The 22,621-nt window shown below is 72.4% G+C and carries 22 protein-coding genes; 13 read left to right on the forward strand and 9 right to left on the reverse strand.

Annotated features, from left to right (window positions below):
- Nucleotides 1-86: 86 nt before the first annotated feature.
- Nucleotides 87-1,448 carry a glutamine synthetase family protein gene (locus O4J56_RS26605; RefSeq protein ID WP_270689574.1) on the reverse strand — a complete coding sequence of 454 codons (1,362 nt, stop codon included), beginning with the start codon at nucleotides 1,446-1,448 and terminating at the stop codon, nucleotides 87-89.
- A gap of 204 nt (nucleotides 1,449-1,652) precedes the next feature.
- On the opposite strand from O4J56_RS26605, the gene O4J56_RS26610 reads away from it, so the two are divergent.
- Together O4J56_RS26610 and O4J56_RS26615 are read left to right on the forward strand one after the other, a co-directional pair.
- Nucleotides 1,653-3,422, forward strand: coding sequence for an NAD+ synthase (locus O4J56_RS26610; protein ID WP_270689575.1), 1,770 nt, complete (start codon nucleotides 1,653-1,655; stop codon nucleotides 3,420-3,422).
- A 286-nt stretch (nucleotides 3,423-3,708) separates the two neighbouring features.
- Nucleotides 3,709-4,809 carry a hypothetical protein gene (locus O4J56_RS26615; protein WP_270689576.1) on the forward strand — a complete coding sequence of 367 codons (1,101 nt, stop codon included), beginning with the start codon at nucleotides 3,709-3,711 and terminating at the stop codon, nucleotides 4,807-4,809.
- A 66-nt stretch (nucleotides 4,810-4,875) separates the two neighbouring features.
- Here O4J56_RS26615 and O4J56_RS26620 read toward each other — a convergent pair whose 3' ends face one another.
- Entirely contained in the window at nucleotides 4,876-5,049 is a 174-nt protein-coding gene (locus O4J56_RS26620) for a DUF397 domain-containing protein (protein WP_270689578.1), read from the reverse strand.
- The gene (locus tag O4J56_RS26625; RefSeq protein WP_270689579.1) at nucleotides 5,021-5,830 is read right to left on the reverse strand and encodes a helix-turn-helix domain-containing protein; all 810 of its coding nucleotides are present in this window, start codon (nucleotides 5,828-5,830) and stop codon (nucleotides 5,021-5,023) included. The genes O4J56_RS26620 and O4J56_RS26625 overlap by 29 nt, the downstream gene beginning before the upstream one ends.
- Before the next feature lie 200 nt (nucleotides 5,831-6,030).
- Between O4J56_RS26625 and O4J56_RS26630 the strand changes: the two genes are divergently transcribed.
- Nucleotides 6,031-6,336 carry a hypothetical protein gene (locus O4J56_RS26630; protein WP_270689580.1) on the forward strand — a complete coding sequence of 102 codons (306 nt, stop codon included), beginning with the start codon at nucleotides 6,031-6,033 and terminating at the stop codon, nucleotides 6,334-6,336.
- A 10-nt stretch (nucleotides 6,337-6,346) separates the two neighbouring features.
- Here the strand turns inward: O4J56_RS26630 and O4J56_RS26635 are convergent, their stop codons facing one another.
- A complete protein-coding gene (locus O4J56_RS26635; RefSeq protein ID WP_270689581.1) occupies nucleotides 6,347-9,448 on the reverse strand; it encodes a helix-turn-helix transcriptional regulator in 3,102 nt (1,033 codons plus the stop codon).
- Nucleotides 9,449-9,537: 89 nt separating this feature from the next.
- The gene (locus O4J56_RS26640) at nucleotides 9,538-9,756 is read right to left on the reverse strand and encodes a hypothetical protein (protein WP_270689583.1); all 219 of its coding nucleotides are present in this window, start codon (nucleotides 9,754-9,756) and stop codon (nucleotides 9,538-9,540) included.
- 286 nt (nucleotides 9,757-10,042) lie between these two features.
- Here O4J56_RS26640 and O4J56_RS26645 point away from each other — a divergent pair, with 286 nt between their 5' ends.
- From O4J56_RS26645 to O4J56_RS26655, 3 genes are all read left to right on the forward strand, one after another.
- Nucleotides 10,043-10,714 carry a hypothetical protein gene (locus tag O4J56_RS26645; protein WP_270689585.1) on the forward strand — a complete coding sequence of 224 codons (672 nt, stop codon included), beginning with the start codon at nucleotides 10,043-10,045 and terminating at the stop codon, nucleotides 10,712-10,714.
- 56 nt (nucleotides 10,715-10,770) lie between these two features.
- A complete protein-coding gene (locus O4J56_RS26650) occupies nucleotides 10,771-11,262 on the forward strand; it encodes an SRPBCC family protein (protein ID WP_270689586.1) in 492 nt (163 codons plus the stop codon).
- 151 nt (nucleotides 11,263-11,413) lie between these two features.
- Nucleotides 11,414-12,211, forward strand: a complete 798-nt coding sequence (locus tag O4J56_RS26655; protein WP_270689588.1) for a phytanoyl-CoA dioxygenase family protein — start codon at nucleotides 11,414-11,416, stop codon at nucleotides 12,209-12,211.
- 128 nt (nucleotides 12,212-12,339) lie between these two features.
- Here the strand turns inward: O4J56_RS26655 and O4J56_RS26660 are convergent, their stop codons facing one another.
- Nucleotides 12,340-12,897, reverse strand: coding sequence for a TetR/AcrR family transcriptional regulator (locus O4J56_RS26660; protein WP_270689590.1), 558 nt, complete (start codon nucleotides 12,895-12,897; stop codon nucleotides 12,340-12,342).
- A 229-nt stretch (nucleotides 12,898-13,126) separates the two neighbouring features.
- On the opposite strand from O4J56_RS26660, the gene O4J56_RS26665 reads away from it, so the two are divergent.
- Entirely contained in the window at nucleotides 13,127-14,356 is a 1,230-nt protein-coding gene (locus tag O4J56_RS26665; protein WP_270689591.1) for an MFS transporter, read from the forward strand.
- Between the two features lie 39 nt (nucleotides 14,357-14,395).
- Here O4J56_RS26665 and O4J56_RS26670 read toward each other — a convergent pair whose 3' ends face one another.
- On the reverse strand, nucleotides 14,396-14,731 hold the full coding sequence (locus O4J56_RS26670) for a hypothetical protein (RefSeq protein ID WP_270689593.1): 336 nt from the start codon (nucleotides 14,729-14,731) through the stop codon (nucleotides 14,396-14,398).
- Nucleotides 14,732-14,805: 74 nt separating this feature from the next.
- Nucleotides 14,806-15,093, reverse strand: a complete 288-nt coding sequence (locus tag O4J56_RS26675; protein ID WP_270689596.1) for a DUF4190 domain-containing protein — start codon at nucleotides 15,091-15,093, stop codon at nucleotides 14,806-14,808.
- 184 nt (nucleotides 15,094-15,277) lie between these two features.
- On the opposite strand from O4J56_RS26675, the gene O4J56_RS26680 reads away from it, so the two are divergent.
- Together O4J56_RS26680 and O4J56_RS26685 are read left to right on the forward strand one after the other, a co-directional pair.
- The gene (locus tag O4J56_RS26680; RefSeq protein WP_270689607.1) at nucleotides 15,278-15,934 is read left to right on the forward strand and encodes a DNA alkylation repair protein; all 657 of its coding nucleotides are present in this window, start codon (nucleotides 15,278-15,280) and stop codon (nucleotides 15,932-15,934) included.
- Nucleotides 15,935-16,188: 254 nt separating this feature from the next.
- Nucleotides 16,189-16,428 carry a hypothetical protein gene (locus O4J56_RS26685; RefSeq protein ID WP_270689597.1) on the forward strand — a complete coding sequence of 80 codons (240 nt, stop codon included), beginning with the start codon at nucleotides 16,189-16,191 and terminating at the stop codon, nucleotides 16,426-16,428.
- Nucleotides 16,429-16,441: 13 nt separating this feature from the next.
- Here O4J56_RS26685 and O4J56_RS26690 read toward each other — a convergent pair whose 3' ends face one another.
- Nucleotides 16,442-17,614 carry a methyltransferase domain-containing protein gene (locus O4J56_RS26690; RefSeq protein ID WP_270689599.1) on the reverse strand — a complete coding sequence of 391 codons (1,173 nt, stop codon included), beginning with the start codon at nucleotides 17,612-17,614 and terminating at the stop codon, nucleotides 16,442-16,444.
- 237 nt (nucleotides 17,615-17,851) lie between these two features.
- On the opposite strand from O4J56_RS26690, the gene O4J56_RS26695 reads away from it, so the two are divergent.
- From O4J56_RS26695 to O4J56_RS26710, 4 genes are all read left to right on the forward strand, one after another.
- Nucleotides 17,852-18,424: a hypothetical protein gene (locus tag O4J56_RS26695; RefSeq protein WP_270689600.1), complete on the forward strand. Its 573-nt coding sequence runs from the start codon at nucleotides 17,852-17,854 to the stop codon at nucleotides 18,422-18,424.
- Nucleotides 18,425-18,637: 213 nt separating this feature from the next.
- Nucleotides 18,638-18,976, forward strand: a complete 339-nt coding sequence (locus O4J56_RS26700) for a hypothetical protein (protein WP_270689601.1) — start codon at nucleotides 18,638-18,640, stop codon at nucleotides 18,974-18,976.
- Nucleotides 18,977-19,252: 276 nt separating this feature from the next.
- On the forward strand, nucleotides 19,253-21,448 hold the full coding sequence (locus tag O4J56_RS26705; protein ID WP_270689603.1) for a hypothetical protein: 2,196 nt from the start codon (nucleotides 19,253-19,255) through the stop codon (nucleotides 21,446-21,448).
- 347 nt (nucleotides 21,449-21,795) lie between these two features.
- Nucleotides 21,796-21,957 carry a hypothetical protein gene (locus tag O4J56_RS26710; RefSeq protein ID WP_270689605.1) on the forward strand — a complete coding sequence of 54 codons (162 nt, stop codon included), beginning with the start codon at nucleotides 21,796-21,798 and terminating at the stop codon, nucleotides 21,955-21,957.
- Nucleotides 21,958-22,621 lie beyond the last annotated feature (664 nt).

The raw sequence follows: 22,621 nt of genomic DNA on the forward strand, positions 1-22,621 counted from the left end.
GGGGAACTCGGGGTTAAACCGGACACGATAAGCCCGGCTTCCCCGAGATCAACACGGGGTCCGCCCGCCTGTCCGTACGGCGCCGCCTACAGCGTCGGCAGGTACCGCTGCAGCTCGTACGGGGTGACCTGGCGGCGGTAGGACTGCCACTCGGCCTTCTTGTTCCGCAGGAAGAAGTCGAAGACGTGCTCGCCGAGCGTCTCGGCGACCAGCTCGCTGCCCTCCATCGCGCGGATGGCCTCGTCCAGGCTCTGCGGCAGCGGCGCGATGCCCATCGCCCGCCGCTCGGCGTCGGTCAGCGCCCACACGTCGTCCTCGGCGCCGGGCGGCAGCTCGTAGCCCTCCTCGATGCCCTTCAGCCCGGCCGCCAGGATCAGCGCGTAGGCCAGGTAGGGGTTGCACGAGGTGTCCAGCGACCGGAACTCGATCCGGCTGGAGTTGCTCTTGGTGGGCTTGTACATCGGCACCCGCACCAGCGCCGACCGGTTGTTGTGCCCCCAGCACACGTACGCGGGCGCCTCGCCGCCGGCCCCGGCCGACGCCGCGGCGTTGTCCCACAGCCGCTTGTAGGAGTTCACCCACTGATTGCACACCGCGGTGATCTCCGAGGCGTGCCGCAGCAGCCCGGCGATGAACCCGCGCCCCACCTTCGACAGGTGGTACTCGGCGCCCGGCTCGTGGAAGGCGTTGCGCTCGCCCTCGAACAGCGACATGTGCGTGTGCATGCCCGAGCCCGGGAACTCGGTGAAGGGCTTGGGCATGAAGGTGGCGTAGACGCCCTGCTCCATCGCCACCTCCTTCATCACCAGCCGGAACGTCATGATGTTGTCGGCGGTGGTCAGCGCGTCGGCGTAGCGCAGGTCGATCTCCTGCTGGCCCGGGCCGCCCTCGTGGTGGCTGAACTCCACCGAGATGCCCATGGCCTCCAGCATGTTGATCGCGTTGCGCCGGAAGTCGTGCGCGCTGTTGTGCGGCGTGTGGTCGAAGTAGCCGCCCGAGTCGTTGGGCTCGGGGAACTCCCCGGGCTCGGGCATCTTCTTCAGCAGGTAGAACTCGATCTCGGGGTGGGTGTAGAAGGTGAAGCCCAGGTCCGAGGCCTTGGCGAGCTGGCGCTTGAGCACGTGCCGCGGGTCGGCGTAGCTGGGGCTGCCGTCGGGCATGAGGATGTCGCAGTACATCCGGGCGGTGCCGTGCGGCTCGTTGCGCCAGGGCAGCACCTGGAAGGTGGACGGGTCCGGCTGGGCGAGCATGTCGGCCTCGTGCACGCGCGCGAAGCCCTCGATGGCCGAGCCGTCGAACCCGATCCCCTCGGTGAAGGCCGCCTCCAGCTCGGCGGGCGCCACCGCCACCGACTTCAGGTACCCGAGCACATCGGTGAACCACAGCCGGACGAACCGGATGTCGCGCTCCTCCAGGGTCCGGAGCACGAACTCCTGCTGTCGATTCACGGGTTCACCTTCCTCTGTCGTACATCGGGGCGCGGACGTGGCGGTCCGGGGATTCGGACCTACACCCAGTCTGCCCACCTCAGGTTTCCGGCGCATTAACGCAGGTGGGTCGCGAGGGCCCCCTCAGGCCCGCGTCCGAATTATCACAGCTGTGCGGGGGTGTGCGCCCGGCCGCCGGCGCCCGCCCCGGTTACCCTCGATGGCGTGGCACAGCTCAGAATCGCGATGGCGCAGGTCAACCCGGTCGTCGGCGACTTGGAGGGCAACTGCGCGATGGCCGCCGACCAGGTCCGGCGGGCGGCGGGGGCCGGGGCGCACCTGGTCGTGTTCCCGGAGATGGTCGTCACCGGCTACCCGGTGGAGGACCTGGCGCTGCGCAACTCCTTCGTGTCGGCCTCCATCAAGGCCACCCACGCCCTGGCCGAGCGGCTGGCCGCCGACGGCCTGGGCGACCTGCCGGTGGTGGCGGGCTTCCTGAGCCGCCGCGAGGGCGTCGGCGCGCGCTTCGGCCAGCCCGCGGGGGCCCCGCAGAACTCCACCGCCCTGCTCCACCAGGGCCGGGTGGCGCTCACCTCCGCCAAGTACCACCTGCCCAACTACGGCGTGTTCGACGAGTTCCGCAACTTCGTGCCCGGCGACGCGCTGCCGGTGGTGCGGGTGCGCGGCGTCGACGTGGCCATCGCCGTCTGCGAGGACCTGTGGCAGGAGGGCGGCCCGGTCACCGCCGTGCGCGCGGCTCGCGCCGGGATGCTCATCACCCTCAACGGGTCGCCGTACGAGCGCAACAAGGACGACGTGCGCCTGGAGCTGTGCCAGCGCCGCGCGCGCGAGATCGGCGCCGCCGTGGGATACGTGAACATGGCCGGGGGACAGGACGAGCTGATCTTCGAGGGCGACTCGCTCATCGTCGACGCCGAGGGCGACCTGGTCGCGCGGGCGCCGCAGTTCGAGGAGGCGCTGCTCGTGACCGACCTGCGCCTGCCCGACGCCCCGGTGCCCGCGCCGGACGTCCGGGAGGCCGATGGCATCCGCATCGTCCGGTACACCGCGTCGTCGGCCCCGGCGGAGCCCTACACGCCCGCGGAGCCGGTGCTCACCCCGCGCCCCGACCCCGTGTCGGACGTCGGGGAGGTCTACCAGGCCCTGGTCGTCGGGCTGCGCGACTACGTGCGCAAGAACGGGTTCGCGAGCGCGCTGGTGGCGCTGTCCGGCGGCATCGACTCGGCGCTCACGGCCACCATCGCCGTCGACGCCCTGGGCGCGGATCGGGTGCACGGGCTGCTGCTGCCCAGCCGCTACTCCAGCGAGCACTCGCTGGCCGACGCCGAGGACCTGGTCGAGCGGCAGGGCATCACCGGGCGCACGGTCCCCATCCAGCCGATGGTGGACGCCTTCGCCGAGGGCGCGGCCGGGACCGGCGTCGAGCTGGTGGGCCTGGCCGCGGAGAACCTTCAGGCGCGGGTGCGCGGCACGCTGCTGATGGCGCTGTCCAACCAGGAGGGCCACCTGGTGCTGGCCCCGGGCAACAAGAGCGAGCTGGCCACCGGCTACTCCACGCTCTACGGGGACTCGGTGGGCGGCTACGCGCCCATCAAGGACTGCTGGAAGACGCTGGTGTGGGAGCTGGCGCGGTGGCGGAACGCGGAGGCGGCCAGGCGGGGGGAGGTGCCGCCGGTCCCGGAGAACTCGATCGCCAAGGCGCCCAGCGCCGAGCTGCGGCCCGAGCAGCTCGACAGCGACTCGCTGCCGGACTACACGGTGCTCGACGCGCTGCTCGACGCCTACATCGGCACCGACCGGGGGTACGGGGAGCTGGTCACCGCCGGGTACGAGCCGGAGCTGGTGGAGCGGGTGATCCGGCTGGTGGACCGGGCCGAGTACAAGCGCCGCCAGTACCCGCCCGGGCCCAAGATCAGCTCCCGCAACCTCAGCCGCGACCGGCGCGTGCCCATCACCAACCGCTGGACCCCCTGAGGCACCCCGCCCACCCCCGATGATCTCGACGAAAGTGCTGTCATTCCGGCGATTTTGACAGCACTTTCGTCGAGATCATCGTCGGGAGGGGACAGGGGGAGGGGGCCCAGAGGACAGGAGGGTCTTCCCTCGGCGGTGTCTGTCCGGGTGGGCCCAGCGGGTCTAGTCTCACGGCACACCTCGGAGGGGCGGAGGCGCCGATCGGGCGGCCGGTATCCCCCGTACCCCGCGGGCGCCGGAGCGGGCCCCCTCCGAGCGGTCCGGCGTGGACCGAGAGGGTACGACCATGGTCGCTCGAACCCCCGAACGCATCGTGCAGGACATGAGCGAGCGGCGGGGCCGCGGGGCCAAGCTCCGCGCCAAGCTGGAGAAGAACCGGGACCGCAACTGGCTGCTGGCCCTGACGACCCACTCCTTCGGCAAGTTCGCCGAGAAGCAGCGGTTGTCCGACCTGGAGAAGACGCTGGTGAACGCGTTCCTGGAGAACGGGTACAGCGAGGACGAGCTGCGGGCGCTGGGGGAGGCGTCCGAGCTGATGCCGCAGAACGTGCGCCAGGACGTCTACCCGGGGCGCTTCGCCAGGCTGGACGTCAAGTCCTCCTACTCCTTCGACGACCTGCGCAAGGACGCCCCGGACATCGTGCGGGCGACGCTGGCGATGCCCAACGTCACCACGGTCGACGCGGACGAGGTGCACCGGGACCAGGTGGCGGCGCGGGACCTGCCGCGGCTGAACCGGCGGACCGTGGCCGAGCACGGGGCCGAGGTGCTGGTGGTGCAGTCGGCCGGCGCGAGCGCCGAGGCCGCGCCGGCCGGGCTCTTCACCATCAAGGCGACCGAGTTCCGGTGCCACGACGAGACCGGGGCCGACTTCTGGGGGTCGGACGAGCCGTACTGGATCTTCGCGACGCTGGCCCAGGGCACCACGGTCACCACGAAGAGCCGGACCTTCGGCGACGTGGACTCCGGTGACCGGCGCTCGTTCGGGGCCGCGGACGGGAACATCTGGGGGCCCAACGGCGGGGCGCAGCGGTTCCCGGAGGGGCAGATCGGGACGATGATCCAGCTGTGGGAGCACGACCACGGCGACCCGGAGAAGATCAGGAAGGGCGTGGCGGCGGCCTTCGCGGCGGCGGCGGGCGTGCTGGCGGCCTCGGGCGTGGCGGCGTGGATCGGCGCGGTCGTGGCGGGCGTGGGCGCCGTGGTGCACGAGCTGCTGGCGTTCCTGGACGACGACCTGGTGGGGGAGCAGACGTTCGTGTTCGACACGACGACGCTGGCCAAGCAGGTGCGCAACGTCGGGGACACGCGGGTCATGACCCGCAGGTTCACCGACGGGGACGGGGACTACACGCTGACGATCGTGACGACCCGTACGGGCAACTGATGGAGTAGCCCGACCACGGCACCGGCGGCGTACAGGGGGTGCGCCGCCGGTGCTCTCGGTTTCAGATCACAGCTGACCGTCGGCGGCGGCGGTGATGAAGGCGTGCCACTCGCTGGCGGGGACGGCCAGGAGGGCCTGGTCGCGGTTCTGGGTGTCGCGCATGAGCGTCTGTTCGCCTTCGGCGACCTCGACGCAGTTGGCGCCCTCACCGCTATACGTGCTCTTGTGCCACTCGCGCATTGAATTCTTCCTTCATCTTCTCTAGCTGCCGGATCGTCTCCGTCTGCGACAGGGCCTGCATCTGCAGGTCGGAGAAGTATCCGAGTAGCTTCGTGACCTGCGGTGCCGACACTACTACTTCGCCGAACTGGTGTTCGGCGTGCCCGACCATTCGTCCGTCCGGCACTCGGACAACGCGGAACGAACCCGCCAGACCGGGTCGATCCCATGCCTCGGCTGGTATCAACGCCACTTGAATATGGGGCTGAGACGCCAGGTGGAGGAGGTGGCCCACGGCGTCCGCCTGAACCATCGGGGAGCGTACCACCCGGCGTACCGCGGATTCCTCGATAACCACCCAGATCCGCACGTCTTCGTGAAGCTTGGTGATTCGTTCCGTTCGAACGGCGACAAGTTCTTCCGTGCTCGGGTCCCGGCGAAGGATCTCTCGCGCATACGTCTCGGACTGGAGCAGTCCAGGGATCAGCATCGCGGCGTATTCCCTGATCTCCACTGCCTCGCGCTCCACGTTGATGAAGCTTCGCCAGCGGTCGGGCAGGGCTCCGTTGGAGGACAGGTCGGCCCAGAGCGCAGCGAGCGCGCCGCCGGTGGAGAGGGCGTCATCGAGGCGGGCGATCTGTTCTCCGTCAGGTCGCCGGGTCCCCCTCTCCCAAGCCGACACGGTGGACGGCTGATAGCCCACACCTTTGGCGAGATCGTGCTGCCTTTTCCCGGCGAGTTGTCGAAGCCGTCGTAATTCCGCTCCCCAGCGTGCGGTTCCCGGTTCTGCTTCGTCGTTCATGCTCGACAGGATCGCACGCGGATTGCGTCGGCTCGACGTGATCGACAAAAGGTGTACGGGGATGTAGCGATCGAGACAGGTGAGGGCCGGTAGAGCAACGATGAGACCACCGACCGACAACCCCGGATGGTGGTCGAAATGAGGCGAATTCAACGCAGCCGTCGCGTTCGTCCCTACGTATTCCCTACGAGGTGGTTCCGGTGCCGATGAAGAAGACGGTGACCGCACCCCACCTCTCGCCGGCGGGCACCGTGTGCGTCTTCGTCCCCGACGACGTCCCGCCGCGCGGCATCCTCTACGGCGCCACCCGGCGCGTCCCGCTCACCGGACCCCTGTTCGCCTACCGGCTCCGCCCGGACGGCGCCGTCGTCGACACCTGGATGGTGGCCGACGACGGCACGCTGCTCAGCACCGGGTGGATGGACCCGCGCGGCTACCGTGAGGCCATCGCCTACGACATGGTCCATCACCTGGGCTGGGCGCGTACCGTCATCGTCCTGCCGTAGACGTGTCCGCCTACGCCATTCCCATCTCCCGGGCGCGCGCCCCCGCGGTGGCCCGGTTCGGGACGTCGAGCTTGTTCAGGATGTTCGACACGTGCACGCTCGCCGTCTTCGGGGTGATGAACAGCTCCTCGGCGATGCCCGCATTGCTCATCCCCCGCCCCAGCAGGCGCAGCACCTCGGCCTCGCGCCGGGTCAACCCCTTCGGCAGAGGCGGCGGCGCGGTCCCCGCCCCCTCGGCCAGCGCCACCCCGGCCCTGCGTGCCAGGTCCTCCGCCCGATGCCGTACCGGACGCAGCCCGCACGCGTCCGCCAGCTCCACCGCCTCCCGCAGCGCCTCAGCGGCCCTCCCGCGCCGCTCCCCGCCCGCGGCCACCGCCTGCTCGGCGAAGTTCACCAGCGCGTCCGCCAGGGCCGGGCGCATCGGCAGCGGCTTCCACCGCTCGACCGCCTCGGCCCACAGGTCGGCCACCTCCTCCGCCGGCCGCCCGTCGACCCCCGCCAGGCGGGCGGCCACCGTGGCCTGCCGCGCCTGGAGCACCGGCCCGCGCAGCGGCACCCGCCCGGTCGCCTCGACGACCCGCTCGTACAGCTCCGGCAGCGGGTCGGGCCACTCGCCGGAGGCGGCCGACGCCTGCAACAGCGCCGCGAAGAGGTCCAACAGCTGCCACCCGTACCCGGGGCCGGCCTCCAGCTCGGCCGACTGCAGCACGTCCACCGCCGTCTCGGCGGCCTTCCGTATGTCGCCCTCCCGGCGCAGCAGCTCCACCTGGGCGGCGATGGCCAGCTGCACAATGTGCAGCTGCTTCTGCGGCTGCGGGCCGATCGGCGGGACGCGGCCCGCCGCCGCACGCGCCCGCTCCATGTCCCCCTTGGCGATCGCGGACTGCATCGCCTCCGACTCCAAGAACACGCGCAGCTTGGGCGAGGGCGACAGCGACAGCCCCTCGGCCACCCACCGCTCGGCCTCGTCCAGGTCGCCCGTCTCCACGTACGTCTCGGCCAGGTTCGACGCGGCGAACGGGGTGCTTACGCTCATCAGCCCCATCCCCCGCACCCGGTCGATCGACTGCAGCAGCAGCTCCACCGCCTCACCGTGCAGCCCGAACTCGCGCAGGTAGTGGGCCAGGATCGCCAGGGCCGTGGTCTCGATGGCGGGCTCGCCCAGCTCCCGGGCCAGGGCCGCGCCCTCCTCCATGGCCTTGCGGCCGCCCACGAAGTCGTCGGTGTTGAACAGCGCCGAGCCGACCGTCACCAGGGCGTCTGCCTCCGCGCACCGGTCGCCCTCGGCGACCGCGCGGTCGAGCGCCCCCTGGGCCAGGTCGAGGCGGGTCACCCGGCCCTCCTGGGCGCCGACCAGGTGGCGCAGCGCGGAGATCTCCGACGGGTCCAGGTCGGGGCGGCGCATACAGCCGCGGGCCAGCAGCGACAGCGCCATCGAGTACCCGGGCGCGTCGAGCGGGTAGATCTCCAGGGCCGAGAGCAGGTCGTCCATGCCGCGGCCGTCCGCGCAGTCCAACCGGGCCTGGGCGCGGCGGCGCAGCAGCAGCGCGCGGCGCCCCATCACCTCGGCGCCGCCCTCTTCCGGCAGCTCCGCCAGGCCCTCGTCGCACAGCTCGATGGCGCGCATGGGGTCGCCGCTCTCCATCGCGGAGGCGGCCGCGCGGCCCAGCACGTCCACGCGGTCGGCGCCTTCGGTCCGGTCGGCGGCGTCGGGCACCCGGTCCCACAGCTCCAGGACGCGCTCCAGCATCCGCTGCTCTTCGGGGTAGGCAAGCTTCTCGCCCGCGTACACCGCCGCCCACCAGGCGGCGCTCAGCGAACGCGGCAGGTCGTGCGCGGCCCGGTAGTGGTGGGCCTGCTCGGCGGCCAGGCGGTAGGAGGGGACCACGTCGGGCACCGCGTCCAGGGCCTCGGCGTAGGCCAAGTGCAGGCGGGTGTGGCGGCCGGGCAGCAGGTCGTCGTGGACGGCCTCGCGCAGCAGGGCGTGCCGGAAGCGGTAGCCGGTGTCGGTGACCCGCAGGATGTTGGCGTCGACGGCGCTGCGCAGAGCGGTGTCGAGGTCGCCGTGGGGCAGGCCGCTCACCCGGGCGATCAGCTCGTGCTCGACCTGGCCGCCGCTGACGGCGCCGACCGCGGCGGTGCGCACGACGTCGGCGGCGGGGTCGTCCAGCCGGCGCAGGGCGGACAGCAGCAGCTCGCGCGGGCGGTCGGGCACGGGGGAGTCCATGAAGCCGGGCTGCTCGGCCAGGGACTCCACGAACAGGGGGTTGCCCTGGGAGCGCGCGTGCAGGGCGGCGGCCTCGGCGGGGGACAGCTCGGAGCCGCGCAGCGCTGCGGCGAGGCGCGCGGACTCCTCGGAGGTGAGGGGGCTCAGGTCGATGCGCTCGACTTCGAGCAGGCGCTCCAGCTCGGGGAGCAGGCGGCGCAGGGGGTGGTCGCGGTGCAGCTCGTCGGTGCGGAAGGTGGCCACCAGCTGCACGGGGGCGGTGTCCAGGCTGCGCACCAGGAACACCAGCAGGTCGCGGGTGGAGGCGTCGGCCCAGTGCAGGTCCTCCAGGACCACGGTCAGGCCCTCGTCTCCGGCGGCGTGCACCAGGGCGAGCAGGATCTGCTGGAAGAGCAGGCCGCGTGCGTTGCGGCGCTCGTCGGGGGCGGGGCCGAGCTCGGGGAGCAGGCGCGGCAGTTCGCCGCCGCCGCCCGCGGCCTCGGCGAGGGCGGGGCCCAGATCGCGGTAGAGCTGGCGCAGCACCGCGACGAAGGGGGCGAAGGGGAGGCCGTCCACGCCGAGCTCGAAACAGCCGCCCACGACCAGGCGGCCCGGGACGGGGGCGCCGGCCCGGACGCCGGTGTCGGGCCGGCCGTTGGTCCGGCCGTCGGCACGTCCGTAGGCGCCGCCGCCGAGGCGGGCGCCGAACTCGGCGAGCAGCCTCGACTTGCCCACCCCGGCCTCTCCGCCGATCAGGATGGTCCCGGCGCGGCCCTCCCGCGTGCGTCGGGCGTGGGCCAGGAGGCGGTCGACATCGCCGGACCGGCCGACGAAGACGGGGGCGGTGTCGCGGGGGGACATCCCGAGGCTGGACATGACGTCCATTATGGGGTCGGACACGGACATCGCGCCGTTCCTTTTCTCACGCTCCGAGACGGGCGGGGCCGCCGTGGTGCGGGGCCCGGTTCCCGGCCTCGGCGGGCCGGGAACCGGGCTCACCGGCGGCTCTCGGCGGACTCGGAGGAGACGCGCGGGCGCGGCATCCAGGAGTCGGCGGCGCCGGCCCTGCCGAGGAAGCCGATCAGGGCCTCCAGGCGGGTGGCCGGGTTGCCGCCGCCGGGGCCGTGCCCGGAGGGGGCGTCGACCTCGGGCCGGACGGCGCGGGCCTCGCGCTCGAAGTCGGCGATGCGCTCGCGGGCTACGGCGGCGGTCATGTCGGGGTGCATCATCGTGGTCCCTCCCGTGCGGGTCGGTCCGTCCGGCCCGCTGTGGGTCTAAGACTCGTTCTAAGGCGGGGGGTCGGACATCGGGCGGATGCCTTAAATCGGTGGTCCGGGGCGTGTCCGGGACCACACGGGCGCCTAAGAGGGCGCGATCGGCGCCTTATGGGCGTGTCGCCGAACGTGTCCGGGGCATCGCGGGTAGTTGTCGAGTCCGGAGTCCGGTGAGCCGGACACGGGATGCTCTCCGGGGGGAGCGATGGGTGTGGCCCGTTCACGAATGCGCCGATGGGTTCCGGCCGCGGCCGCGGCGGTCCTGCTGTCCGGGGCGGGAGCGGGCCCCGCCCTCGCCGACGGCGAGGACTCCAAGGACGCCGGTGCCACCACAGGACCCACAGGGCCCAAGGACACCGGGGGCGGCGTCCCCGCCCTGTCCATCGAGGTGACCGACGGGCTGGACGGCATCGAGCCGGGGGACGTCACCGAGTACTCGGTCACGCTGCGCAACGACGGCGAGGAGAAGGTCGAGGGCGTCTTCCTCTCCCAGGGGCTCCCGCCGGAGATGGAGCTGGTGGAGACCGACGGCGAACGGTACGACAAGCCCGGCGGCGCGCTGGAGGACCTGGCCGTGTGGACCGTGGACCTGAAGCCGGGGGAGAGCACGACCGGCCGCACGAAGGCGCGCCTGTCCGACCCGGGTGAGAAGGTGTGGAGGGTCGCGGCCACCGCGTGCGCGCAGGAGAGCGAGGACAGCCCGCCGGTGGTGTGCGCGACCGACGCCAACGTCATCCCGCGGCCGCCCGAGCCGTCCGCGTCCCCGGCCGCGGCGGCAGCGGCGGCGACCGCGACGGAGTCGGCCCCCGCCCTGGGCAGGACCGGGGGCGCGATCCTGGCGGGCCTGGTCGTGGGGGCCGGACTGGTCTACTTTCTCTGGCGCTGGCGGAGGGCCTGAGAACCCGCTCAGGGCCCCCACGGACCCGCCCGAACGGGCGGAAGGGACAGGGTGCCATGAAGTACACCACCACGATCGAGATCGCCCTGCCGAGAGAGAAGGCGGCCCAGCTGCTCGCCGACCCGGCGCACCTGCCGAAATGGCTGCGGGGATTGGTGGTGCACGAGCCGCTGAGCGGGGAGCACGGGCAGGTCGGTACGAAGTCGCGGGTCGTGCTGGAGTCGGGGGGTCGGGAGATGGAGGCCACCGAGACGGTCACGCGCCGGGAGCCGGCGGACCTGCACGGGATCCCGAAGGAGAGCGTCGTCCGCTTCGAGCGCGAGATCGCCGCAGCGGGCATGTGGAGCGTCGTGCGCGACCGGCTGACCGAGGTCGGTCCGGAGACGACGCTCTGGGAGAGCGAGAGCGAGTACCGCTTCAGCGGCCTGATGATGCGGCTGGTGGGGCTTCTGATGTCCGGAGCCTTCCGCAAGCAGGCGCAACAGCACATGCAGGACTTCAAGGACTTCGCCGAACAGGGCAAGGACGTCCGCGAAGCCGGGAGCTGACCCGCGGCCGACCTGCGGCCGCCCCCCGCCCCGGCCGCCCCCTGCCGATCCGCCGCTGACCCACGGCCGGTGAACGAGGCGTGGTCCACGGGCCGCGGGGCACCGGAAAAACCGATGGCCCGACCGTCGGGGATCCCGGCAGAGTGCCCGCATGATCGAAGAGACCGAGAAGGCCGCCTTCATCGAGGACGGGTTCATCCGGATCGAGGGGGCGTTCTCCCGGGAGCTGGCGGACCGCTGCCGCGACATCATCTGGCGGGACCTGGGGGCCGACCCCGGCGACCCGGCGACCTGGCCCTCCCCGGTGGCGGCGCGTCCGTACTACACGGAGGAGCCGTTCGTCGCGGCGGCCAACACCGACCGCCTGCACGAGGCGTTCGACGCCCTCGTCGGTCCCGGGCGCTGGGAGCCGTTGACCGTCCTGGGCGGCTTCGTCATCCGGTTCCCCGGCGGCGAGACCGCCGTCGTCGACGGGTGGCACGTCGACGTGAGCTTCCCGGGCCCCGACTCCGTCCCCGGCGACTACATGACCTGGCGGGCGAACGTCCGGTCCAAGGACCGTGCGCTGCTGATGTTCTTCCTGCTGTCCGACGTGGGCGAGGAGGACGCGCCGACGCGCATGCGGGTCGGGTCCCACAAGGACGTCGCGCGGGTCCTCGAACCGGAGGGCGAGGAGGGCCTGGACGCCCGGGAGCTGGCCCGCCGTGCGGACGAGGCGAGCGCGCACCGCCCCGTGGCTCTGGCGACGGGCAAGGCGGGCGACGTGATCCTGTGCCACCCGTTCCTGGTGCACGCCGGCCAACCGCACTCGGGCACTGTGCCGCGTTTCCTGGGCCAGCCGAAGCTCGGCCCAGCGGGCCCGATGCGCCTTGAGGGCGATGAGGCGGAACTCTCCGCAGTGGAGACCGCCATCAGGAGCGCCCTGGTGCCGCCCGCCGACGAGGCCTGAGCCCGACACACGCCAGGGTCGCGGTTCAGTGTCCACCCCACGAAGGGATCGAGGAGTACGACCCGTGGGCGGGGTACGACGAGTGAGGTCCGCCCGGGGCGGTCCCGCCCCGGAACCGGAGACCGGTGTCAGAGGTCGGCGAGGACCTGGTCGATCAGCTCCTCGGCCCATTCCGGCGTCGGATCGCCGGGGGCGAAGAAGACCCGGAACACGATCGGCGCGGTCACCCGGTCGGTGACCGTGTCGGCGTCGGGGTGGGGCTCGCCGCGCTCGGCGGCGCGGTCGAGGATGGCGCGGATCTTGACCTGGCAGTACCGGTTGCACTGCTCGGAGTTCTCCTCGCCTTCGCTGGCGACGAGGTCGCGCACGTACTCCCGCCCTGGTGACGAGGAGATCTCCTCCAGGTACTGGCGTGCCCACGCCTTGAGGTCGGTGTCCAGGGCGCCGGTGTCGTCCGGAGGGTCGTCCGGGCGCATGCGCTCCCGGGCGACGTCGGCCAGCAGCTCCTGGAGCGTCCCCCAGCGGCGGTACACGGTCGACGGCGTCACCCCCGCGCGCTGGGCGACGAGCGGCACGCTCAGCTCGGAGCGCGACCGCTCGCGCTGCAGGTCGCGGACGGCATCGTGCACGGCCTGCTGCACGCGGGCGCTGCGGCCGCCGGTGCGGGTTCCCTGGATCGGACTCACCCCTTCAGATTAACGCCAACTCTTTGCTTTTAGGTCCGCGGAAGGTGTGTGCCCACGGCGACCCGGTGCGCCCCGCCGATGTCCGACGCCCGGTGTCGGCGCGTCCCCGTGCTCCGTCCTGTCTGTCCGGGAGTCCCCCTCAGGGTTAAAGCAAAGTCTTTGCGTTAGCGCGGGGAGGGGGTGTAGCGTCCTAAACGCAAAATCTTAGCTTTAGTTCTGGGGGACACCCATGCCCACGACCGCCGTGCGCTCCGCACCGCCCCGCCGCGGGGCGGCGGGCGCGACCGCCGCCGCGTTACTCGCCGCCACCCTGGTCACCTTCCTCGGCGCCTCCGCCGCGCCCACCCCGCTCTACGCGCTGTACCAGGAGGCCTGGGGGATGGCCTCCAGCACCACCACCGTCGTCTTCGGCGTCTACGCGCTGGGCCTGCTGGCGTCCCTGCTGGTCGTCGGTCGGCTGTCCGACCACGTCGGCCGCCGCCCGGTGCTCCTGGGCGCCATCGTCCTGGAGATCGTCTCCGTCGCCGTCTTCCTGGTCGCGGGCGACCTGACCGCACTGATCGCGGCGCGGGTGCTGCAAGGGCTGGCGACCGGCGCCGCCACCGCCGTCATCGGTGCGGCCCTCCTCGACGTCGTCCCCGCCACCGGGCCGATCATCACCGGCGCGGCCCCCGTGGCCGGCATGGGGCTGGGCGCGCTCGGCTCCGGTGCCCTGGTGCAGTTCGCGCCCGCGCCCATGAGGCTGGTCTATGTCGTGCTGATCGTCCTGCTGCTGGTCGAAGCGGTCGGGGTCGCGCGGATGGCCGAGACCGCCGAGCGCCGCCCGGGGGCGGTCGCCTCGCTCCGCCCGACGGTCAGCGTCCCGGCGCAGGCGCGGCGCGCCATGCTGGTCGCCGCGCCCATCGACATCGCGGTGTGGGCGCTCGGGGGCTTCCTGATGTCCCTGGGACCCGCGCTGACCACGCAGGTGACGGGCTCGCACGCGCCGATGGCGGGAGGAGCGACGGTCTTCGCGCTGACCGGCGCGGGCGCCCTGGCGATCGTCGGGCTGCGCACCGTCCCTGCGCTCCGGGTCATGCTCATCGGCGCGCCGACCCTGGCCGCGGGGATCGTCGTCCTCCTGGCGGGGGCGCAGTTCGGGTCGGCGGTGCTCTTCTTCGCCGGTGCGGTGGTGTCCGGGGTCGGCTGGGGCGCCGGGTTCCAAGGGGCCCTGCGCACGGTCGTGCCGCTGGCCGGGCCGAACGAGCGGGCCGGGCTGATGTCGGCGTTCTACGTGCTGAGCTACCTGGCCCTGTGCCTGCCCGCCATCGCCGCGGGCGTCGCGACCGACCGGTTCGGCCTGACCGCGGTGACCGACGTGTACGGCGCGGCGCTCATCGTCCTGGCGGCGCTGGCGATGGCCGGGACCCTGGCCATGAGCCGCGCGCGGACCGCGGCCGCGGCGGGCCGGGCGGACTGACCTCCGGCACGCGGGCGCCTCTGTCGTGTCCGGCCCGGCTCAGTCCTCCGCCATGTCCACCACGACCCAGTCCCCGGCGTGCTGGGCGACGGTGCACGTGTAGTCCCGGTGCTCCGCCCCGCCCGAGCGGTAATCGATGTCGACGCTGCCGACGACCTCGAAGTCCCAGTACGGGCCGGAGTCCGTCTCACCTTGGGACGTCAGGGTGACCTCGGGAGAGGCGTCGAACTCGGTGTCGGCCGGGGACTCCAGGTAGCGCTGGATGTGGTCCTCGCACTCGGCCGCGGCGTTCTCGGGGGTGGGGTCCGAGGCGCCGCACGCGCCGAGGGCCGGTGCGGCCAGGAGGAGGACGGGGACGAGGCGGGCGGGGTGCATGGGGCTCCGATCAGGGGATGTTCGACCAGAGCATAGACGTCCGACGTCTGCCTCCGGTTGTCCCCGGTCCGGGATCAGCCCTCCAGCTTCATCCCCCAGATGCCGAGCAGGAGCAGCAGGAAGTCGAACAGGAAGAACGCCGCCCCGAGCCAGAAGCCCCACAGCGCCAGGCCGCGCCCGCGCAGCCCTTGGGTGTGGGTGAAGCGCAGCGCGAGCGCCCCGGTGATCACTGCCGCGGCGGGCATGATCAGGAACAGCCCGAACAGCGGGGTGCTCAGGACGGCGAGCACACCGAGGATGAGGGCGCCGACGGCGGACGAGGACAGGCGCGGGCGGGGCCCCGCGTACGGGGGGTTGTACAAGGCGGCTCTCCACGGGGGGTGATGGGGATGGGGATCCCCGAGATTATTAGGGGCGGCGCACTGCGCGGGAACGCGCGCGGTGCGGGGGGGAGGGGGCAAGGTATCCCGGAGAGGGGACAAAGAGTCCGGAGGCGAGGAGTCCGGAGGAGGGGGCGACGTGCCCGACACGGCACTGGCCGAGGTGATGGCGGAGCTCGCGGCGCTCGACGACCCGAGGGCGCGCGAGGTGAACGCCAGACACGGCGACGACCACGGGGTGAACCTCACGCGCCTGCGCGAGGTGGCCAAACGGCTCAAGACGCAGCAGGACCTCGCCCGGGGCCTCTGGGCGACCGGAGACTCGGCGGCGCGGCTGCTGGCGACGCTGGTCTGCCGCCCGAAGGCGTTCGAGCGCGATGAGCTCGACGCGATGCTGCGCGAGGCGCGCACGCCGAAGGTGCAGGACTGGCTCATGAACTACGTGGTGAAGAAGAGCCCGCACCGGGAGGACCTGCGCGTCGCCTGGTCCGCCGACCCGGACCCGGTGGTCGCTAGTGCAGGGTGGGCGCTGACCGCCGACCGCGTGGCGAAGAAGCCGGACGGGCTGGACCTGGGCGGGCTGCTGGACACGGTCGAGGCGGAGATGAAGGACGCGCCGGAGAGGCTCCAGTGGGCGATGAACACGTGCCTGGCGCAGATCGGCATCGGCCACGAGGAGTACCGGGCCCGGGCGATCGACATCGGCGAACGGTTGGAGGTCCTGAAGGACTACCCGACTTCGCCTGGCTGCACGTCCCCGTACGCCCCCACCTGGATCAACGAAATGGTCCGCCGCCAAGAAGAGAAACAGGCCAAGGCGTAGGAACCCGGCCCCGGACGGCCGTCGATCGCGCGGGCCCTGCCGTTCGCATCGCGTTCGCGGGTTTACTGGTACACACCTGTCCGGACCGACCGACGGCGGTGGCGATGAGGACTCACCGGGTGGCTCCTCTTTCAGGAGTGGCAATCCTCGCCCTTGTCGCGGCCTGTGGCGGTCCGGGTGATGTCGTGAGCAGCGCTGATCGCCCTGTGGGGAGCGGCGGGGGCGAGTCGGACAAGGTACAGGTGTCCGGCCGAGTGTTCGACGCACACGGGGAACCCGTCCAGGGGGTCGCCATTGAGCGGGAGTACACCGGTGATGAACTGATCCATATCGAGGAGTACGGGGTCGTCAGCGGGGCGGACGGCGGATGGTCGCTCAGTCTGGAGCCCGGGGAGTGGGACATCACCGGCGTTCGGCAGGAGGAGGAGACGTCGACGGAACACGTCGTCGCCGAAGGAGAGAGCGTCGAAGGCGTCGACCTGTACTTCCCATGAGCCGGGGAGCGTGTCAGACGGCCAATACCTGATCAGGGGTGTCGAGCCAGACCTCCTGGCGGCCGTCGGGGTGGACGGTGAGGCCGAGGCGGTCGCGGCCGGGGCGTCCGGCCCGTTCCCATACCGTGCGTGCTGCGGCGACCTCGGCCCACAGGTCCCGGGGGCCGCGTGTCCTGGTCTCATACGGCCCGGGTCCCGGCTCGTATTCCCCGAGTGCCCACGACCCCGATCCGTCCCGGTCGACCACGTATACCGTGGCCTCCCCGGCCGCTGATGCATGATCCTCGGCGGCCTCATAGGAGGCGTAGCCGAGGCCGGGGACGAGGTGTCCCAAGACCACCTGCCAACCGGGGTGCCTGTCGGCCACCCATCGTGGATTGGTTCGTGTGGAGCCGGTGCGTGCGGCCGGATCGTCCTCGTCCACCAAGGAACGCGCCGACACCGCGGCAGGGCGGTGGTCCCGCAGGACCATGAAGGCGGCGTCCCCGACCAGCCGTCCGTGCGCCTCCCCGTTCGCGCCGACGACCATCCGCAGCAGGCTGGAGGAGGCGAATCCGGGACCGGGCGCCCACGGCGTGACGATCCGCCCGCCCGGTCGGGTCTGCTCGATCCATGCCGAGGGAATCTCGCGGACGGCGACGGTGGAGATCAGGTGGTCGAAGGGTGTGGCGCCCGGTGCGCCGGCCGCGCCGTCGCCGATGATCAGGGTCGGTTTGTAGCCCAGCGCCTCAAGGGCGCGGGCAGCCTGCCACGCGACACCCGGGTCCACTTCGACAGAGGTGACGTTCGCATCGCCCAGGCGCTCGCACAGCAGGGCGGTGTTGTAGCCACTCCCTGTGCCGATCTCCAGCACCGTCTGGCCGTCGGCGGCGTCCAGCTCTTGGAGCATGCGCACCACGAGTGAGGGCTGGGAGAGCGAGCTGGACGGCCTGCCGCCCGCATCCATCACGCTGCCATCATCGACCTGGGTCACCAGGGAGACGTCCTGGCGCATCCACCGCTGCACGTCGGGGTCCGTGCGGGGGTAGGGGCGGTACGTGCCGTCCCCTTCGCAGTCGGCCCAGACGGTTTCGGGTACGAAGGCGTCGCGATCGACCGCCAGAAGCGCGTGGTGCCACGCCGGGTCCTGCACAGCGCCTTTGGCGGTGAGGACCCGGGCGATGGCTGCGCCGGGGGGCGGGGTCACTGGCCGGACCCCTGGCCGTCGCCGGACTGGGGCGGCACGCCTTCACTGCCGTGCTTACTGCCCTTGTCGCCGTCGGTGTCACTGCCTCGGCCGGAGTCAGTGGGCTTGTCCTCGTTGCCGTGCTTTCCCAAAGCGGTGTCCTCCCAGGTGGCAGTGGCTCTGTGATCACGGTAACCCGGTGGTCGCGCGGGGTCACCGTGTTCGGCCGCATGCGGTCGGCGGCGTGCGCTTGACATCGTGTCCGGGGTAAACAACGCCCACGGGAGCGGAGCCGTCCGCCACCGGCGCCGACGCACCCCGACCCCCGTCCCCGCCACCGAGGAGGCCGCCGTGGCCCTGTACGTGTGCTCGCTCATCAACAACGACGAGCAGTCCATCCCGCCGGACAGCTACGAGCTGCTGAAGTTCCCCTACGCCGGCGAGTCCTACGACCCCTGGGAGATGCACCCCGAGGACCAGCCCGACGGCGCGCGCTCCGGCTACCCCGACGACCGGTCGGCCCTGATCTGGCCCGCGGTCGACGGGTGGGGGACGCTGACCGCGATGGTCCACTGGGAGGACGGGGGCTACACCGAGGTCCGCGACCAGTACATCCGCGACCCGCTGGACCTGGGCAGCGGCCCGGACACCACCTGCACCGAGCACGAGGCGCACAACCCCGGCGGCCAGTACCGGGCCAAGCACCACGCCCTGTTCGTCCACCCGGGCACCCCGCTCGCGATCCGGGTCCGCCACAACGCCGACTCGGCGAAGAGGGTCATTCACTGCCAACTGAAGCTGGCCATCGAGGACGACGTGGCCACGCCGTGACGACCGATGGCCGCACCACTTGCCGGGACACCATGCCCCGTGGCGAACGGCCGGTGAACCGTCGGCCGGAACCGCCCGGAACGCACCGCACCGGCCTGCGCCGGCCGGTCCGGTGGACCGTGCCCGACCTGCGACGAACGCCACCGGAGAGGCGCGACCGCGGGTCGCATGGCGCATCCGGGGCACACTACACACTGTAGTAGCGTCTGGGGCATGGCATTCGTTCACTCGCTTCTCCTCTTCCTCCACCTCCTCGGCATGGCCGGGATCATCGCCGGTTTCCTGATGCAGGTCGCCACGGACAGCGCCAAGGCGCCCAAGGCGATCCTGCACAGCTCCCTGCTGCAGCTGGTCACCGGCCTCATCCTGGTCGGGCTCGCGGAGATGGGCGGCGGCGCCGTCGACCACATCAAGATCGCCGTCAAGCTCGTCGTCGCGCTCGCCGTGGTCGTCGTCGCCATCCTGAACGTGCGCAAGCCCGCCACCAAGCTGGGCGTCACGGCCGGTGCGCTCGCGATCGTCAACGTCGCGGTCGCGGTCTTCTGGGTCTGAGGCGCGGGGCATAGGGCCTGAGGCCCGACGGCGCCCGGGGCGGCCACAGCGGGGCGGGTTCCGCGTCCCGGCCCGCGTCCACTGGGCCCACCGCAGGCGGCCGGACCTCCACCGGACCGCTACCGGACCTCCAGGCGGCCCGCACCCCACCGGGGTGCGGGCCGCCCGTCGTCTCACCCCGGTTCCCCGGCCGCCGTCCCCAGCCGGAAAAATCACGTGCCCCAACGCCACCGCATCCGGGATCGTGGCATCGCACACCGCCACGGGGGAGGGCCCATGGAACCGATCTCGCTTCAGACCCGCCTCATCCAGGCGACCGGCCGCGTCCCGTCCCGCCCCGACGCCCCCTCCGGTGACGGATCGGCCATCGCCCGGCAGATGGACGCCGTCCTGCTCACCGTGGGCTTCGCCTGCGCACGCGACCTCCTGGAGCACGTGTCGGCCATGGAGCCCGGCGCCGCGTTCGACACCGCGGCCGACGTGCTGGCCGCCGCGCGCCACCAGGTCGGCGACCACGTCGCGCACAACGTCTACTTCATCGACTTCCCGGAGAACGTGCCCGACACCCTGGACTTCTGGGCCGCGTGCATCGCCGACGCGCTCGTCGGCCCCGACGGCGAGGAGATCGCCGTCGAGGACCTCTTCCCGGACGGCGCCCCCGGCCCGGTCTCCCTGACGGACCTGCCGGCGTACGGCCGCTACCAGCACACCTACGCCGACCTCCTCGCCCGCCACGAGGCCCTCATCGCCTCGTCGGAGGACCGGGTCACCGTGCTGCGCCTGGGCGGCCCCCTGGAGGAGGAGGCCCACCGCCTCTACCTGGACATGGCGGCCTCGCCCGTTCCCCACTCCGACGACGGCCGCGACCTGTTCGCCGCCCTGGCCGCCCACTGCGCCGACCGGGAACAGCCCGAGACGGTCCCCGTCAGGGAGAACCGCGCCCTCATCAACCGCGCGCACCTGGAACTCGGGCGGGCCCCGCAGGTCGACACCGTTACCGACGTGCTGCGCCTGGCCTGCGCCCTGTCCGACGGGGACGTCACCCTCGCCGTGCCGACCCGGTTCACCTCGCCGCGCCGCCGCGACCGCCGCGCGCTCCTGGCCGCCCTCGACCGGGTCGTCGCCGACGCCCCCGCCAAGCTCGGCGACGTCAACCGGCACGCGAACCGGTGGAAGCGGCTGGGGGAGCGGCTGCATCCGCACGAGTACCCCGAGTTCCCGCACGCCCGGGAGGTGTTCGCCGTGGCGCGCGGGGAGCGGCGGGCACCCTCCCTGGAGGCGCGCATCGAGGCGGCCTTCACCGAGGGGGACCTCGATGGGGCGCTGCGCCTGCTGTCCGTGTCGCCGGGGATGCTGGTGCGCTCGCTCGACCGGCTGCTCCGCCTCGCCGGCCCCGAGCGGGTCGACGCCGTCACCGGCGCCCTGGCCGAAGCCGCGCCGTCGGTGGCCGGACGGGTGCTGCTGAGCGCCCGGGCGCACCTGGACCCCGCACGCCGCCACTCCGCGCCCCGCGTGTTCGCCAACCGGAGCCGGCGCGCGTGGGTGGTCCCGGACACCCGGGCACCGCTGGGGCACGGCACGCTCACCGACGCCGTCCGCCCGCTCGACGACGAGATCGCCGCGCGGCTGCCCGCCGCCGAGCGCGTGCTGGTCGACCCGGCGGTGCTGAAGGTCGCCCTGCCCACCACCGGCGCGCCCGGCCGCACCGACGGAATGGGCGTGCTGCCGCGCGGTTCCACCACGGTTGTCGACGGGGAGCGGCTGCGGTTCTTCGTCTACTGGCGGCAGGCCCGCCTGACCACCGACCTCGACCTGTCGGTGCAACTCCTGCAGAAGGACTTCACCTACTACGGGCACCTGTCCTGGACCAATCTGGTGGGCAACGGCGGCAAGCACTCCGGCGACATCGTCGAGGCGCCGGAGGGCGCCACCGAGATGATCGACCTCGACCTGTCCCGGGTCGGCGCCGCCCACTACGTCGTCCCCCAGGTCGACCTCTACGACGGAGAGGGGCTCGACGAGCTGGCCGAGGTCTTCTTCGGGTACATGACGCGCGGTGCCGACCGCAAGGGGCGGCCGTTCGAGCCGCGCACCGTGCGCATGAAGTCCGACCTGTCGGGGACCGGGCGGGTGGCGCTGCCGCTGGTGTTCGCGCGCGGGGGCACCCGGAAGAAGCCCCGCTGGCGGGCGCGGTGGACGCACCTCTCGCTGACGGGGGAGCCGAGGTTCAACCAGGTGGAGGCCAACAGCCTCAGCACCGGGCTGCTGGCGCGCGGGATCATGGAGCGCCCGTACGTCACGGTCGCCCAGGCGGTCGAGCTGATGCGCGGCCGCGGGGCGAAGGTGGAGGAGTACGAGGGGCAGCGCGGGGGCCGCGGGACCGTCTTCATCGGTCTGGAGCGCCCGGAGCGGCTGCGGGAGGACGTGGAGGCGTTCACCCCGGACCGGCTGGGAAATCTGCTTTCGCACTGACCGGGGCCTGGGCTAGGCTCACCCGCGTGAGGCCATGGCGGAGCTTCCTTCTCCTCTCCTTGTAATGGTTTAGCGCCGCCCCTTTCCTCACATCGCGATCCGGGAGGCCCGGCGCCGAGGCGTCGGGCCTCTGGTGTTCCACGGGGTCTCCGCGCCCGTCGGGCAATGGACCCCGGGGCGGGGCCGGAGATCGGAGGTCGGACATGGGGCGTCAGCGGGCCCATCGGCGGTCGCAAGAGCGGTGCCCCCACGACGGGACGCCCCGACCGTACTCGCCCCGGTACCCCCGGGCCCTGTGCGGCGAGTGCGCCGCCCGCGCGACCGACCTGGCCGGACGCCCGGTCCGGATGGGGAACACCCACCTGAGCGGAGGGTTCCAGGCGGTCCACGCCGACGACGGGTCCCCCTGCCCCCAGGTCACCGACGACGGCCGCGTGCTGATCGACGGCATCGAGTACCGGGCCGACGAGGCCCGCTTCGGAGGCATCGTCATCCAGCCGGACCCGTGAGGAGGCATGGTGGAGGCGGCGCGCCGGAGGTTCCACGCACGCCGTCGAGGAGGCCGCCGCTCCCCGCAGCGCTGTCGGCCGTGGGGCGCGTGCGGGGTCACCGGCGAGGGCGGCGACGGGACGAGCGGGGCGGTTCCCTGGCCGTGCCTGCCGACCGTGTGACCGTTGGCGGCCCGGGTGGCCGGCTGGGCAGGTACCCCGCTCACGGGCCCCGGCCGGGCGGCGGGTCGACCGAGCGCAGTGATGAGGGCGGCGACGAGGACGGGTCGGCGGCCCATGCCGCAGCGCCGTCGGCCGTCGGGAGATCGGCGGTCCGGGAACTCCCGCGGCCGGGTGGGCGTGTGGTCGCCCGAGCTCATGGCGGCCGTCGGCCCGGTGCGCCTATCCGGCGATGATCTCGACAAAGGTGCTGTCATTCCACCAGTTTTGACAGCACCTTTGTCGAGATCATCGCCAAGGGAGCGGGCGAGGGGGTGCGGGGGCATCCAGCGTCGTGAAACCGACGCTTTTAGGCTGATCAGGCGTCGGTTTCACGACACAGGATGCCCGACCCCCTCAACTGTCGCCCGTTATGCCTGGTATGCGCCGCCCGTGCGGCCCTCTCCGCGTTGATCTCGGGGAACTCGGGGTTAAACCGGACACGATAAGCCCGACTTCCCCGAGA

The sequence above is a fragment of the Nocardiopsis endophytica genome, from assembly GCF_027706725.1.
Lineage (GTDB): Bacteria > Actinomycetota > Actinomycetes > Streptosporangiales > Streptosporangiaceae > Nocardiopsis_A > Nocardiopsis_A endophytica.